This window comes from Flagellimonas marina (assembly GCF_042651185.1).
Classification (GTDB): domain Bacteria; phylum Bacteroidota; class Bacteroidia; order Flavobacteriales; family Flavobacteriaceae; genus Flagellimonas; species Flagellimonas marina.
The window spans coordinates 68,200-83,816 of the sequence record NZ_JBHSCL010000009.1 but is presented as its reverse complement, the minus strand read 5'-3'; the positions used below and the strand labels follow the sequence as shown (position 1 = coordinate 83,816).

The following is a 15,617-nucleotide window of genomic DNA, read 5'->3' as shown; positions in this document are numbered from 1 at the left end:
GTTTGGATTAAAAAAGTTTATATAAAATTTAGATGGATATGTTACAGTCTTTGCAATCTTTTACTTTACCGTAATAGGTTTCCCTGTACTTGTGCAATGTACGTGTAGGGATTCCTAAAATGTATCGCTTTATGTACGTGACCTGGGTAGTAAGTTCCCCCATTTTAACACTGTAGCGTTTTTCATACTTGGTTTCCCTTTTAATCTTTGAAAGTTTCATTTTGTTGTTAATGGTGTTTAAGACTATTCGTTTTCCCTTTCGTTAAGGTATTTTGCTTTGTATTGTGCTTTTTTAATTGTCTTTCTTCGTTCTACTGATTTTTTAGTGTATTCCTGACGGTCGCGGATTTGCTCCAAACGCTTTGTGTTTCTATATTTTCTTTTGTAGCGTTTTAGAGCTCTTTCTATACTTTCGCCGGACTTTACTTCAATTTTGAGCATATATTGTTTTAACGGTTCAATCTCATTTCTGTGTGGGTTTCGCTAAACCCATATTCTTCAAAAAACTTCTTATTTGGGCATTGGTTTTCGCTGGTAATATGGATGGCAACATCTCCTTTGCAATACTGTAGCGTGTAATCCAGAAGTTTTTCTTCGATACCTTGATTCCTAAACTCCCGGTGCACCACAAAGAATACCATAAAGTTCTCTGGAATATAATCACCCATACCGGTCTTGTTTACCACCGCCAATGCAAGAATGTTGTCCTTGTCCTCCATGGAGAATACATATCCGCCTAAACCGGGTATTTCCTTAGTGGAATACTGAATGGCTTTACGTATGGCCTTCTTAGTGGCCCGTTTTCCTTCTTGATGTTCAAAAAGAAAATTGGTGAAGCGTGCGGCTTCCATGGTTGAAAGTCGGGTATAGGCATCGTAGGTCTTAATTACCATGCTTATGTTTTGCGATAAAATGATAGTATTGTTTTTGGTTACAAATAGGGCTTTTTGCCATATCCCGAAAAGAGCTGCTTTTCAAGATTGCGCATTGCAAGAGAAACCTTGGTCAAAGGTTGGAATTATAGAGTAGGTGGAATGAATTTATCCGGTTGGTTACGAAATACCAGATAGGTAAAGCTTAGAATCCTACAGTTTTTTCTCTCGTGGAGCTTGATTTTCATCGGTGCAAAGATAAGGCATGCTAGCCGTATATCCCAATTTTGCTGGGTTTTATATTTTTTATAACGTTTGGTTGACCCTATTTCTTAAAAATCTTTACACTTTGTAGTATTGAATAGCTCAGGGCAAACTTTTGGCATATCTACACAAAACAACACAATATGTTAGGCACTTTGTGTTAAACCAAATTCGTAATTTTAAAGGAATTACGAATTAACTACGTTGATAGAAGTTTAATTTCAAAATTAATAAGATGAGGACCTAAATAGATTCCACGGGGTTGGGCGAACCGGCATTTCCTCCCGTGTTCCCTGCGCTGGCCAATGCCATGTACAAGGCGACTGGAAAACGATTGTATGATCAGCCGTTTTTATAAAGTCCAATAGCTATTGATAAGACAAAAATCAAACACCAAATTAAAAATTTGAAGTATTTAGAACTACCTCCACTTTACATAAACCTATGAGAAATTTACTGATACTGCTGCTTTTTTGTGCCGCGCAGATTTTATTGGGGCAATCGAATGCTACCCCTACAGAAAAATGGAGCCCTAACTGGATTACCATGCCCAATGTAGACCTCGAGGAAGCCGGTCTTTATCTCTTCCGTAAATCCTTTAGGTTGGAACAGGTACCAAACGAATTTGAAATTTTTATTTCGGCGGACAATCGGTATAAACTTTTTGTGAATGGCACCTTAGTTTCTTTAGGTCCCAACTGGGGAGATATAGAGCACTGGAATTACCAAAAGGTTGATATCGCTCCCCACTTAAAATCTGGGGAAAACGTACTTGCCGTGAAAGTATGGAACGAGGCCGATTTACGGGCCGTGGCCCAATTTTCCTTTAAAACAGCTTTAATGCTTCATGGGGAAGGGGAATTGGAAAAAATTGTGAACACCGACAAAAGTTGGAAAGTCATAGAAGATAAAAGCTATACGCCTATTGAACAGCACGTGCGGGCATATTATGCCGCTGGTGCAGGTGACTTTATGGATAATAATAAGTCCGTTGGCAATTGGATGGATTTGTCTTTTGATGACAGCCAATGGCAGTCGGCCATCAATGCAAAAGAAGCTGTGGCAGTTGGATATGGGTTCAGGCAGCAAGATGGATGGAAATTGGTGCCCTCAATTCTGCCGGAAATGGAGTTGACCAAAGAGCGTTTTGCAACTGTACGTAGGTTAGAAGGTATAACAGTTCCTTCTTCCTTTCCCCAAAACCCAACGGACATCAAAATAGAGGCAAATTCCAACATTCAGATTTTATTGGACCAAGAATATTTAACCAACGCTTATCCAACTGTAGTGTTTAGCGGCGGGAAAAACAGTGCCATCACACTGACCTACGCGGAATCACTGTATGAAAGTGGGAAGGCCAAAGGGAATAGGGATATAATTGAAGGAAAGACAATTTGGGGCAGAAAGGATAGTATCATTTCCAATGGAGAGGATAACCAAGAGTACACCTCACTTACCTACCGAACCTATAGGTATGTGCAAGTTGAGGTGAAGACACAAAATGAACCCTTGGTCATTAATGATATTTACGGCACATTTACTGGATACCCCTTTCAATTGAAAGCAAGCCTGAGGTCTGATAGAAAGGAGCTTTCAGACATTATGGAAATAGGATGGAGAACCGCCCGTCTCTGCGCTGTGGACACTTATATGGATTGTCCGTATTACGAAAGGCTACAATACGTTGGAGATACACGAATTCAACATTTTGTGTCGCTCTACAATAGTGGGGATGACCGTTTGCTAAAAAATACAATTAATCTACTCGACTATTCAAGACAACCCGACGGATATACGCTTAGTAGGTACCCAGATAGACAGAGTCAGGTGATTCCAACCTATTCCCTTTGGTATATAGGAATGTTATATGATTATATGATGTATGGTAGTGACTCCAATTTTGTTAGGGAAAAACTCTTGGGTTCCCGTCAGGTGATGAATTACTTTATCTCCTATTTGGATGAGGATGGTTCTTTAAAGAACGTACCCGGTTGGAACTATACAGATTGGGTGCCAAAATGGGATGCTGGAGTTGCCCCCATGGCGGAGGATGGTTCTTCCGCAGCTATGGACTTGCAGATGTTGCACGCTTTGCAATCAGCTATTGCCCTTGAAAAAGAATTGGGCAAACCTGAATTTGTAGTACTTTACACCACTATAGCCAACAATCTCACCAGAACGATAAAGGAAAAGTACTGGGATGCGTCCAAAAACCTATTTGCTGATACCCCTGCCAAGACCCAGTTTTCACAACACAACAATGCCCTGGCCATTTTGGCAAATATTGTTGGTGAGGATACCAAAAGGGTAATTGGTAAATCGCTTATGGAAGATACTTCATTGACTCCGGCATCCATTTATTTCAAATATTATTTGCACTTGGCATTGAATGAAGCGGGTTATGGTGATCAATATCTGGATTGGTTGGATATTTGGAGAAAGAACATAGAGCTTGGACTTACTACTTGGGCCGAAACCTCGCAGGTTGAAACAGCACGTTCAGATTGTCATGCGTGGGGGTCTAGCCCCAACATTGAATTTTTTAGGATTCTGCTGGGAATTGAAAGTACTTCACCTAACTTCAAAACAATAAGGATTGCCCCAAAATTGGGAGAAATACAAAGGATTGGTGGAGAAATGCCCCATCCCTCTGGAATTATTTCGGTGGATTACCAAAGAGATGGAAAAAATCTATCCGCTACCCTAGTTTTACCACAAGGAACTTCTGGAGAGTTCCTTTGGAATGGAACTATTCATGTTTTGAAGTCAGGTAAAAATGAACTTAAAATGTAGTGATAAAGTACTTTCCTTTGGAATATAATTAAAACAAAAAAGCTCCGAGAAATCGGAGCTTTTTGCGGTCTGGACGGAACTCGAACTTTTTACCAAAATAGCCCATTTTATAGGGCTTTCGAGGGGGTCAAAATCAAGAGGCACCGAATTGCTCACCTTTTAACAAATTTTAACCTTTTTAACATTAAAAATGATGGATATTAATCTGATTTAGCACTTTAGTTTCAATAAGCGTGTAATTACTAATTCTGTGTTGTAAATATGTATTTTTTTAATCAATTACAATAAAAAGATTATTTAATCTTTTTTATGGACTTTAAAGCTTATCTTTTTACTTCCACCATTCTTCCCAATATCCTAACACGTTAAGTATTCTCGAATTTAATTTTCTCTATTAGATCCTAGAAATATTCAGGGCTCTAAATTTTTAAAACATCATCGTTTTTGATGAACCTAACAACATCTTCTTTTATTCTTTTTGATTCTTCACTTGACACCTGTTCTGTTGGAAGTGTATAAAAACGAAAGTACTTTCAATTATTCTTCTAAAGCAAATGCAACATATTCATCCCCTGAGATACTACCTATTTTACCACCGCCGCATGCAATAACTATATATTGTTTGCCCGCTACGGTATATACTGCAGGGGTTGCATAACCAGGTGCGGGTAACTGGGCTTCCCAAACCACTTTCCCTGTATTCTTGTCAAAGGCCCTGATCTTTGAATCTTTGGTGGCCGCAATAAATACAAGTCCACCTTTGGTAACCACGGGACCTCCGTAATTCTCGGTTCCCGTAATGGGGACTCCCTTTGCTGTCAGTTCAGCATATTCTCCCAGCGGAACCTTCCATAATAATTTACCCGTGGATAAATCCACGGCATTCAAAGTTCCCCATGGAGGGGTAATACCGGGATAGCCGTTATCATCCAAAAACCGATTGTATCCTGCCATTTGGTATGGAATTTGCTCCAAGCAGTTCTTTATTTCCTTATTATGTGAAGTGGCTGGTTCTTTGTTAATTTTTTGTGTACCTATGGTTTTTGTTTCCATATTTAGAAGAAAGTTTAATAATGCCTTCTTTTCATTGTCAGATAAATGGCTAAAGGAGGGCATCATATTGATACCATTTTCCATTATTCCTGTAAGTTCTTTGGAGCTATATTTGTTTCCGATGTCAACCAGTGAGGGATAGGAAGAACCGTTGCCCTCCAGTTCAACACCATGACAAGCAAGGCAATATTTATCATAAACGTACCTGCCAACCGGCTTAGAGACACTTTCACTCTCTTCTTTAGGAACATCTACCATTACCATTGCCCAAGGCAATTCACTACTGTTTACATATAGGATTTTGGAATCCGGATCAAATGCTGCACCACCCCATTCACCACCACCATCGAAACCAGGGAAGATCCAATTACCATCTTTACTTGGTGGATGGAACATTTCTTTGTATTTAATCTTTCTATATTTTTCCAACATCTTTTTATGAGTGACTGAATCAAGGTTGGTGACATCGCTCTCTTCGAATTTTTGACGAGCAAAAGGTTCGGGAAGAGTAGGTATTGGTTGGGTAGGCCAGAGGTGTTCACCTGGAAGTCCATCCTGAGGGACTGAACGTTCCTCTATCGGAAATATGGGTTCTCCGGTTTCTCTGTCAAAAAGGAAAACAAACCCATGCTTTGTGATTTGAGCCACAGCCTCAATTTCCTTACCATCCTTTTGGAGAGTTACCAAATTTGGATTGGCAGCAAGATCCCGGTCCCATAAGTCGTGGTGGACGGTCTGGTAATGCCATTTGTAATTACCCGTAAGGGCATCAAGGGCAACTAGTGAATTTGCATATAGGTTAGATCCTTTACGGTATCCACCATAAAAATCACCGGAAATAGATCCTAGAGGGACGTATACTATACCCCTTTTTTCGTCTAGGGACATTCCTGCCCAACTGTTTGCACCGCCAAGTTTTTTATAGGCGTCTTTATCTGGCCAGGATTCATATCCTTTTTCACCAGGATGTGGGATGGTATGGAAAATCCACCTCCGTTCCCCGGTCATAACATCGAAAGCCCTTATATGGCCTGGAGCAGCATCGGCTGATTCTGCCACCCTAGATCCTAAAATTAGAAGATTCTGGAAGATGATACCTGGGGATGTGTTGGCCACAAATGGATTATATCCGTTTGGATCACGGTCCAAATCTATGGACAAATCGATATATCCATTCTTGCCAAATTCACGGATAGGTTTTCCCGTACCCACATCAATGCCGTAGACCTTTGCCCCTACATTGTAAAAAACACGTTTGTTTTTCCCTTCTTTATCTTCCCAATACACAACGCCACGATTAACTTTGTAAAAACTCATAGGATCGTTGGCAAATTCCGTGTCTTCATTTGACGGATCAAATATCCACTTTGACTCTCCTGTCGAAGCATCGAGAGCCAATAATTTTAATTTTGGGGATGAACCGTATAATATTCCGTCAACTACGATGGGATTACATTGATTCTGTGACCTATTGTCAGCATCTTTATCCTCAGAGCTGTAACGCCATGCTACTTTAAGGTTGTGGACATTTGAAAGGTTGATTTCTTCTTGGTCCGAATATCTCATGCCCGCTTTGTTGCCGGCATAATTTTCCCATCCACTAGGTTCGATGACTTTGGATTCAGTGGATATATCAGTGCATGAGATTAATTGGATGCTAAATAATAAAGTTAAGCTTCTTCCAATTTGGCGACATGGGAATAGATATAATTTTAATGCATCCATTTATCCAGATTTTCAGTTACAAAATTGTCATCGTTGAGTTCCGGATATAGTTTATAAACCCGATCTATCTCTTCCTTTTGGTATGGGCTCAATCTCTCCTTAGGGTTTATGGTATAGTTGGATTCCAACAAACCCTGTCTGATTAAAACCTCATGGATACCTGCAATAGATCCCTTGAAACCGTTCCTTGAATCAAAAAAAGCCGCATTGGAGTCTGTTACTTTTATTCCTAGTGAAAGCAAATCCTGAAAATCTGAGGGAGAAGCATTTTTTACCTTGTCGTATAGCTCAACAGCTTTTTTGTTCCAAACGGCCCAATGGCCCAACAAACCACCTATGATTCTTTTTTTGATGATTTCATCGCCCACAGGGATATGATATTCGGTGAGTAGGTCCGCTACGATATTATCATCGTTTCCAGTGTAAAGGGCTATTTCATCAGCTCTTCCAGATTCTGCCACCCCTCGCACGACATCAATGGTATGGTATCTGTCAAAAGGAGCCATTTTAATGGCGACCACATTTTCTATTTGGGAAAAACTTCTCCAAAAATCAGTGTCCAAGATACGACCGCCTACAGAAGGCTGCAGGTAAAAGCCCACTATAGGTATTATTTCTGCAACCGCTTTGCAATGCGCAACCAATTCTTCATTGGATTGATTTTTAAGGGCAGCCAAGCTGAGCAATACCGCATGATAGCCTAAATCGGATGCAATTTTGGCTTCCTGGGTAGCTTGACTTGTGTTTCCTAAAGCACCTGCTATTCTAAATATTGATTTGTTAGTTTTCTGGCAATGATGGTCAATTTCTTCCTTTGCCAATTCCAAAACAGGTTTAAATAGTCCGGCTTCCCGTATTTCAAATTGACTGGTATGTACTCCCACGGCAAGACCGCCCGACCCAGCGTCCAAATAGTATCTGGATAACGCACGCTGTCTTCGCTCATCCAACTCCAGATTTTTGGTCAAAGCGGTTGGGTTGGCAGGAATGACCATTCCGCTGTGCAGATATTCCTTAAGATCATTTGATAATGTGTTGTCCATTTCTTATGTATTATCAGTATTTGCCATCTCTAACTTCAAAATGGGTTGCTTTTCCCAATAGGCGATTTCCCTTATCAATCCAATCCCCCGTCCATTCTATTACTTGGTCGAGCGGGACACTTGGTTTTCCTAATATTTTATGGGATTTTGAGGTGTTGACCAGTAGGGCGGAGTCTGCCTCTTTTCCGGTAAGTTTGACAGCTTTGCCCATTATTTCACCCAACTTCTTTGCAACCCCAGCTACTGGAACGGTCTCTGCACCACTAACATTGAGATGATTGGCTGGAGACGAACAGAGTTGAATACTCCGAAGAATCATATCGTTGGCATCACCCTGCCAGATAACATTGGCATATCCCATGGTGAGATCAATTGTTTCCCCGTCTTTTACCTTGTTGGCGATGTCGACCAAAACACCATATCGCATTTCAACGGCATAATTTAGACGGATGAGAATCACCTCGGTGCCATTTTTTAAACTTCCATACTCAAACAGGCGCTCCCTGCCCAAACAGGATTCTGCATATTCTCCAATGGGTCCTGTAGCGTCTGATTCTTTACAACCACCGGAATTGATTTTTGCCAAAGGATAAACACAACCTGTGGAGAATGCGACAATTCTGGAGTTTTTAAACCGATCAACCACCAGTCCGGGCAGATACGAATTCATGGCCCAGGTGTAGCTTTCGTTGCCATCGGTGCCAAATTTCATCCCGGCCAAATAGATGATATTTTTGACATCGGGTAGGCTTTTGATGAAATCAAGATCTAACAAATCTCCCTTAATGGTCTCTATGCCACTTTCTTCCAAGAACGACTGCTGTTCAGGCGAACTGAACCTTGAAACCCCAATGATTTTTTTGCTCACTCCTGCCTCATCACAGGCACGTTTTGCCATTCTTGCCATGGAGACTCCCATTTTACCCGCTACACCGAGCAACATAAAGTCTCCATCTAACTCCTTCATCATTTTAACCAGTTTGGGTGTTGGCCTAGAAAGGGCTTCCTCCAATTCTTCCTCGTTGGAAAAGTATTTCGGATAATTTTTCATAGACTTTTTAGTTTACTATTTTGAATAATAATTTTCTTATACAAATCAACGGCTTCATGTATTTTGTCCACATAACAGAATTCATCAGTTTGATGCGCCATTTTTGGTTCTCCTGGTCCTAAAATTACAGTAGGAGCGTTAATCCAGGGGGTAAGAACTGAAGCATCGGTTAAAAACGGAGCCGCTTTTTTGGCATTTTTCTGCGTTGGGTCAAACTTGCAAATTGCATAGACCTCTTGAATGAATGAATCGTCTTCGTCTGTAGAGACCGCACATAGATCCACCATTTTTTCAATCATTACTTCCTCTCCAAGGATTTCCTCTAACTTTTGAAGGGCCTGTTTGTTTTTGTATTTTGATGTAGATCTCACATCGATGGTAAATTCAGCCTTATCTGGCACAGAGTTCAGATTCAGGCCGCCTTCAATTTTTCCAACATTGATGGTTGGATAACCGAGGTTTGGGTCTTTTTCTGCATCAAACTTGAGTTTCTCAATTTTGGCAATGGCCCTAGCGGCTTTGTAAATGGCATTGTCCCCTAGTTCTGGCATGGAGGAATGGGCAGTGACCCCAAAGGTTTTTGCAGTAAGGTACAAACCGCCTTTATGGGCTATATAGGGAAGGTTGGAGGTGGGCTCGCCCACAATTATGGCACTGGCTGCACCAATGTCATAGCCATCATCACAAAGGGATTTGGCTCCCAAGCAGCCCAACTCTTCATTGGCGGTAAGAATAAGTTTTACCCCTCCGGGCGGAGCTTGGTCTTCAAAACTTTCCACCGCAGCGATAATCATGGCCGCAACGGCTGCTTTCATGTCAGTTGAACCGCGACCGAACAGTTTACCATTTTCAATCACGGCTTCCAAGGGGTTATAGTTCCATGTTTTGTCGCCAAATGGTACAACATCAAAATGCCCGGTCAACACAATGGGAGGGATGCTGTTGGAAAGTCCTTTTGTGGCAATGACATGTAGTCTGCCCTCGTCATACTTGGGGTAATCGACTGCGAATCCATGGCCTTCAAGAATTACCCCGACGTACCGGGCAATTTCTTCCTCATCGCCAGGCGGGTTTATGGTATTGAACCGTATGAGTTCTTTTGTCAGGGAAATTACATCCAGTAAATGTGGTTTCTGTTCAGTCACAGAACAATATGCTAAGGTTGTTATTTAAATAATAGAGTTCCAAATCTGCGTATTTCATGAAAGCTTCCCGGTAAATCTTGCCAGGACCAGTAGATTTCCTTTTCATCGAGATAGTCCATGCGATTAAAGTTTGTTCTCCATTGGGTTCCGGAATTTGGCGGAGCTTGAATCATGGGAGATAGCAAAGCGTACGGAATAAAAAATTCCCCCATCCAGCTTTCAATATTGGCATTGCTTTCTTTTTCCCCTCCCTGAACCGAAGTCCCATGGACAATATTCCTGTCATCCTCATGATACCATGCTTGCCATCTATGGGGTTTGCCGTCAAAATTCATGACCATTAGTGGGAGTTCATGGTTTAATGGCGACAATTCATATTCAAAGTAAATCTCTTTGGTGGTATCGGGCCATATAAAAACTTCCACCACGTCTTCCAACCACAGGTGCGCCCCATCTTCAGTTATGGATGCGTTGAGTTTTGGGTCTTCACAATGAAATAAAAAGTAGATTCCGGTCTCTGAATATAGCACCTTGACCTTGGTTTGCAGGGGCGTATCCATATGTGAACGTTGTGCTATGGTTACCCATTTGGCTTTGTTCCAATTACTGGATTTTCCATCACCAGTGGGTTCAAAATCTGAAGTTTTATATGCTTTAATCTGATCCATATCTGTTGAGTCCTTTGGTTGGAAACCATAGGTGGCAGAAATACAACCTAAGAGCAAAAGCAAGGTTTTCATACGTTTGCAATAGGGTGTTTTTGAAGGGAAGGATACCATGTGAGGGCATTTTCCCTGTATATTTTTTTGATTACCTTATCAGGTAGTTCGATCCCTTTAAATTGGCCCTTAAATTGAGGTGCTTCCATGGTGTTGTTTGTTGTAAAAAACTTCCAATCCTGGAACCAAATCCAATGTGCCCTATTTTTAATTTCAGATGGATCGTTGGTTTTATCATAGATAATGTCCGTTCCATACAGTATACGATCCTGATATTTCATTAAAAAATCCCTTACGCCACTCCAATTGTCCTTGGCTTGAAACTGTATATGGCAAATCCTTTCTGCCATATCCACGGCTGTATTGGGAAATTCATCCAACCAAGCGCCAATTTTTTCTATGCTCCATTCCATACTGGAGAAATGTGCACCTATAAATCTTAGGTCACGGTGTTTTCTAAGCACGTTATCCCTTGCTGCCAGTTGTTGTTCATAGGAAGGGTAATCAGGCAAGTTGGCCATATGGTATTCTGGATGGCTTCTAAAGTATTCCTGGTCTGAGTTCATGGTCATTTCATCCAAGGGAAGCCAACAATTCTTAGGTTCACCCAAATGGGCTAGTATGGGGATGTTGTTCTCGATCAAGAAGTCAAATATTGGTTCAAAACAGGGATGATCGAACATGATAAAGTTGCCATTCCCGTCTCTACTATCCATTCCGATGTTCTTCCAAAACTTAACGGCGATAGCCCCATTTTTTATCCCACTTTTTATTTGGTCGATAGCCGTATCCAGCCAATTGGGTCTGCCCCAATCTGTCATGGTAAAGGTGGTAATGTGAATTGCTCTGTTTGAATTGAGGTTCAGCACTTTTTTTTCTTGATCTTCAATGGGATCAAAAAAAGGAGCGTCTGTGTTAATGCTGATCAGTGAGAAATTGTCCAATTCCGCCTGCTCCAAAAGACTGGCGTCATAAGTATTGTAATGCATGTGTGCATCAATTTTTTCTAGATCAGAAAACCTCAATTTATTTTTCATTGCGGACTATGTCTAACTTATTCTTTACAAGCTTAGTAACCTGTTCCGTTGCTGTTGGAAATACTTTTCTTAAGTCGATTTCCTCATTGGTCAACAATTTGGCCTTCAAGGTCTGCATGAAGATATTTTTGATTTCTGTGGCCAAATTTATTTTACATATTCCCCTATCTATGGCTTGTCTCAGACTTTCATCTGGTACGCCAGAGCCTCCGTGCAGTACCAAGGTCACATCTGTAGCTGCCGATATTTCCGATAGCCTCTTCAAATCCAATTTAGGCTCCTTATCATAAAAACCATGGGCTGTTCCAATGGCTACAGCAAGGGCATTTACTCCTGTGGCTTCTGCAAATTGCTTGGCTTCTTCGGGTTGTGTGAATCCACTATTATCCTTGGCTTGGCCCAACTTGGCAATGTAGCCCAGTTCTGCCTCCACGTTGGCACCGTAGCTTTCAGCCAATTTTACCACTTTGCTTGTGATCGCAATGTTGTCTTTGAACGGTTGTTCACTGGCATCGATCATAACGGAATCGAATCCGGCATCAAGACATTGGGCGGCCAATTCATAGGAGCTTCCATGATCCAAATGTACCCATCCTTCAACACCATGTTTGTCCAACATGGATTTTGCCAAATTAAAGGCAACTTTTAATCCCATATAGTCAATTGAACTTTTGGTCAATTGAAGAATAATAGGGTGATTGGCTTCTTTTGCAGCACACAATACCCCTTCCAGTGTTTCGTAATTGTAAAAATTGGTGGCCAAAATACCTTGGCGTTTCTTCCTAAGTTCAATAAACTTATCTTGTAGCTTCATTTTTAGTGTTGGGTATAGTTAAATTTTTCCTTGGCTATCTTCATAATGCTGTCCAAGTCTTTAAAAGCGGCAGTTCCTCCAGAATCTGTTGTGGAAATGGCTCCGATAAGGTTTCCAAATTCTTGGCATTCTTCGGGACTTTTTCCTTTTACATATTTTGAAATGTAGCCTGCGTTGAAACTATCTCCGGCGCCGATACTATCAACAACATTTTTATTGGTGAATGCATTTTTTTCAACTTTTTTGCCATCGTAGCAGAGTACAGAACCTCTATTACCACATTTGACGACCAATTGGTTGCATTTTTCTTTGATAACATCTATCGCCTCCGTCAAATTTTCCTGTTTCGTCAGTTTTAGCAGTTCTGCTTCATTTGGAATGAATACATCCAGTGCCGGCAGGACTTTTTCCAGATCGAGGTCCCATTGGTCCGAGGGATCCCATTGTACATCCAAAGAGGTGGAAAGACCTTCATTTTGGGCCGTTTTGAACAAATTGTGCAGCTCGTTGTGGAATCCGGGTTGAAAAAAGTATGAGGAAAAGTGCAGATGCTGGGCCAACCTCAGGTCTTCCTTTTTTATATCATCAATGCCCAGATGGGTCATTGCTCCTTGATGTGTTACCATAGCCCTCTCCTCATTATAGTTAAGGGCGATGGTTGCACCTGTTATAAGGTTTGCGTCAGTAATGATCAAGGATGTGTCCACACCTTTTTTCTGTAGTTCTTGAATGATGAATTTTCCAAATAGGTCCTTCCCCAACTTGCCTATAAATCCTACGTTCAGGCCTAAGGAGCTTAGGTTGCTCGCACAAATTGCGGAGGAACTCCCGAGTGCCAACGTCATATGATCGGCAAGAACTTCCTTTCCAATTTCAGGATAGCCCACGATTTGATTTAGAATTAAATCAACATTAAGCTCTCCTACGACTATAACATCAAACTTTTTTTTCAACTTGTTCATTTTTATCCAAGAGACGGACTGCACATTTGTTTTCCAGCAATTCAACGTCCTTTTTATAAAACATTCCTAAATCTTCCCTCACACAGTTTGCTGCCCCACATGAAGCGGCCAGTTTGGCGGTGTCTTCCAGATTATACCCTTTTACATGGGCTACTGCAAGGCCGGCCATTAAACTGTCTCCACAGCCTACTGTGCTTATTACCGTATCCACTTTACTCAAGGCATGCACAATTTTTTCACCGTCTGATAAATACAGACCTTTTGCTCCAAGGGTCACTGCGATCAGTTCACTATGTTCCCCAAGTTTTGAAAACAGCGCAAAAGGGTCGTGGGTATTGTAAATTTCATAGCCCTCATTATGATTAATGTGTATCCCAAAAGGATTTTTGACCAATGCATTGGTCAAAGAAATTCCGGAGCAGTCTATGATTGATTTTTTTCCATGGTCTTCCGCAATGGATATCAAGTTAGAAAAATTGAAATTATCATCGTTCATGGGCCATGAACCGCTCATGCAGACAAGGGATGTGCTTTTGAGTAACTTTTCATAATCATCCACAAAGCTTTTATAAGACGTTTTGTCAATTCTTGGCCCTGCCCCCAAAATTTCTGTTTCATCAAACTCATCATAAGTTTTTATGGTCAGGCATGTTCTTGTCCATTCATCCAAAGTTGGGCCATAACAGGCGATGCCTTTTTCCTCGCACTGCTCTCTGATCCATTTTCCGCTTGCACCTCCCCAAAAAGCCAATAAGGCCACTTCTTCTCCCATTTCCTTAATGCCCATGGCAACATGCACGCCCTTGCCGCCCGGGTATGATTTTTCTTTAAATACTCTATTTGTGGCCCCTCTTTTGAAAGTACGGATAAATACCAATTTATCAATTGAGGGATTGGGACAGACACACAATATCATTTTGGACAATCAGCTATTCTTGTTTGTAAATATTTACGCCTTCCACTACTCTGTTGATAGTGTTGTTTATGGATGGGGAATCTGGGGTTAACCCTAGGTTTAATGATTTATACATTCCCAATAGTTGGCTGGGAAGTACAGCACATACGGCAAAATATTCTTCGGGAATTTTTTCTGTATCTGATGCAACTTCTATGGAAAGATCCATATCGATTTCATTTTTGCATTTTAGGCGTTGGGCAATCCCAATTTCGTATAATTTCTCTTCTTGCGAATTGATGGATTTTACTAAATCGTATTCATATTTGTTCACAAATTCATCATCTGAAAAAATATATACCACCAACGTTGAGCTTTTAATCACAACCTTTGGTCCATGCCTTAGCCCTAAAAAAGAATCATATTTACAGACAACTTGGCCGTCTGTAAGTTCCTGCACTTTTAGCTGTGACTCTCTGGCAATGCCTTTTAGTGCTCCAGACCCTAAAAAAACAGCGCGATCAAAGTCTAATTGAGCCACATTATACATTCTTTTGCCATAATCAGTAAGAATTTTCTCTCCATATTCAACTAAACGGTCTATGTGCTTTTTATTTTGGTCCAAATTCCCCAAATCGGATACCAACACTCCAGTCAATAGCATGGTTGTAAAGGAACTTGTCATGGCCAGCCCTTTATCATTAGCTTCTTTTGGCATCATCAAGGCATAGGACTGTTTTAGGTCGGTATCTTTGACTAGCTTTCCTTGCGGATTACATGTTATGATAAGATGATATACATTATTACAATAATTTTCGGCTAGTTCAACCGCAGCGAGACTTTCAGGACTGTCTCCAGATCTCGCAAAGGACACCAGCATAGTGGGTTGGTTCGGATTTAAAAAATCTGAGCAGTGCGAGATTAAATCGGTCGTGGCAATAGCTTCAGTGACCCTGTTCACTTTTCGTTGAAAGCTTTTGTTCAACACTTCACCGATATAGGCCGAGGTGCCGGCTCCGGTCAATATTATTTTTAAATCTTCATGAGCAAGCGCTCCTTCTAAAAACTTGACCAGTTCTGTTCTGCTGGATTTTATTATGGAATAAGTTTTATGCCACAATCTTGGTTGTGCATTGATTTCCTTGAAGGTGTTGCTGTCGTTTTTATCTATGAGGCTGAGTGTTCCTTTATCCATGCTTAAAACTAAACTAATTAATCATTGCTTAATTACTAAATGTAAAGTA

14 protein-coding genes are annotated in these 15,617 nt (G+C 41.0%); 1 reads left to right on the top strand and 13 read right to left on the bottom strand.

The genetic code is table 11. The annotated features are described in order from the left end of the window. Positions 1 to 28: 28 nt before the first annotated feature. Genes ACFOWS_RS14205 through ACFOWS_RS14195 form a run of 3 tightly spaced genes read right to left on the bottom strand, consistent with a single transcriptional unit; the run spans position 29 to position 893 of the window. On the bottom strand, positions 29 to 220 hold the full coding sequence (locus ACFOWS_RS14205) for a hypothetical protein (protein WP_036382046.1): 192 nt from the start codon (positions 218 to 220) through the stop codon (positions 29 to 31). Positions 221 to 243: 23 nt separating this feature from the next. Beyond that, positions 244 to 441: a 30S ribosomal protein S21 gene (gene rpsU, locus ACFOWS_RS14200; protein ID WP_366586815.1), complete on the bottom strand. Its 198-nt coding sequence runs from the start codon at positions 439 to 441 to the stop codon at positions 244 to 246. An 8-nt stretch (positions 442 to 449) separates the two neighbouring features. Further along, positions 450 to 893, bottom strand: coding sequence for a GNAT family N-acetyltransferase (locus ACFOWS_RS14195; protein WP_366586817.1), 444 nt, complete (start codon positions 891 to 893; stop codon positions 450 to 452). 687 nt (positions 894 to 1,580) lie between these two features. Here ACFOWS_RS14195 and ACFOWS_RS14190 point away from each other — a divergent pair. Beyond that, positions 1,581 to 3,929: a family 78 glycoside hydrolase catalytic domain gene (locus tag ACFOWS_RS14190; RefSeq protein WP_379765810.1), complete on the top strand. Its 2,349-nt coding sequence runs from the start codon at positions 1,581 to 1,583 to the stop codon at positions 3,927 to 3,929. A gap of 537 nt (positions 3,930 to 4,466) precedes the next feature. Here ACFOWS_RS14190 and ACFOWS_RS14185 read toward each other — a convergent pair. The 10 genes from ACFOWS_RS14185 to ACFOWS_RS14140 are packed head-to-tail and all read right to left on the bottom strand — an operon-like array spanning position 4,467 to position 15,568. Further along, positions 4,467 to 6,707, bottom strand: a complete 2,241-nt coding sequence (locus tag ACFOWS_RS14185) for an outer membrane protein assembly factor BamB family protein (protein WP_449267393.1) — start codon at positions 6,705 to 6,707, stop codon at positions 4,467 to 4,469. Continuing rightward, entirely contained in the window at positions 6,695 to 7,750 is a 1,056-nt protein-coding gene (locus tag ACFOWS_RS14180) for a dihydrodipicolinate synthase family protein (protein ID WP_379765804.1), read from the bottom strand. Before ACFOWS_RS14180 ends, ACFOWS_RS14185 begins: the two co-directional genes overlap by 13 nt. A gap of 13 nt (positions 7,751 to 7,763) precedes the next feature. Then, complete coding sequence (locus ACFOWS_RS14175) at positions 7,764 to 8,801, bottom strand: NAD-dependent epimerase/dehydratase family protein (RefSeq protein ID WP_379765801.1); 1,038 nt, start codon at positions 8,799 to 8,801, stop codon at positions 7,764 to 7,766. Then, complete coding sequence (locus ACFOWS_RS14170) at positions 8,798 to 9,946, bottom strand: M20 family metallopeptidase (protein ID WP_379765798.1); 1,149 nt, start codon at positions 9,944 to 9,946, stop codon at positions 8,798 to 8,800. Before ACFOWS_RS14170 ends, ACFOWS_RS14175 begins: the two co-directional genes overlap by 4 nt. A gap of 20 nt (positions 9,947 to 9,966) precedes the next feature. Further along, positions 9,967 to 10,686, bottom strand: a complete 720-nt coding sequence (locus ACFOWS_RS14165) for a carbohydrate-binding family 9-like protein (RefSeq protein ID WP_379765795.1) — start codon at positions 10,684 to 10,686, stop codon at positions 9,967 to 9,969. Beyond that, complete coding sequence (locus ACFOWS_RS14160) at positions 10,683 to 11,654, bottom strand: amidohydrolase family protein (protein WP_379765792.1); 972 nt, start codon at positions 11,652 to 11,654, stop codon at positions 10,683 to 10,685. Before ACFOWS_RS14160 ends, ACFOWS_RS14165 begins: the two co-directional genes overlap by 4 nt. Before the next feature lie 37 nt (positions 11,655 to 11,691). Next, a complete protein-coding gene (locus ACFOWS_RS14155) occupies positions 11,692 to 12,516 on the bottom strand; it encodes a class II fructose-bisphosphate aldolase (protein WP_379765789.1) in 825 nt (274 codons plus the stop codon). A 2-nt stretch (positions 12,517 to 12,518) separates the two neighbouring features. Then, entirely contained in the window at positions 12,519 to 13,478 is a 960-nt protein-coding gene (locus ACFOWS_RS14150) for a carbohydrate kinase family protein (protein WP_379765786.1), read from the bottom strand. Next, positions 13,453 to 14,394: a 1-phosphofructokinase family hexose kinase gene (locus ACFOWS_RS14145; protein ID WP_379765783.1), complete on the bottom strand. Its 942-nt coding sequence runs from the start codon at positions 14,392 to 14,394 to the stop codon at positions 13,453 to 13,455. The genes ACFOWS_RS14150 and ACFOWS_RS14145 overlap by 26 nt, the downstream gene beginning before the upstream one ends. 13 nt (positions 14,395 to 14,407) lie before the next feature. Next, positions 14,408 to 15,568, bottom strand: a complete 1,161-nt coding sequence (locus ACFOWS_RS14140; protein ID WP_379765780.1) for an SIS domain-containing protein — start codon at positions 15,566 to 15,568, stop codon at positions 14,408 to 14,410. Positions 15,569 to 15,617: the final 49 nt, after the last annotated feature.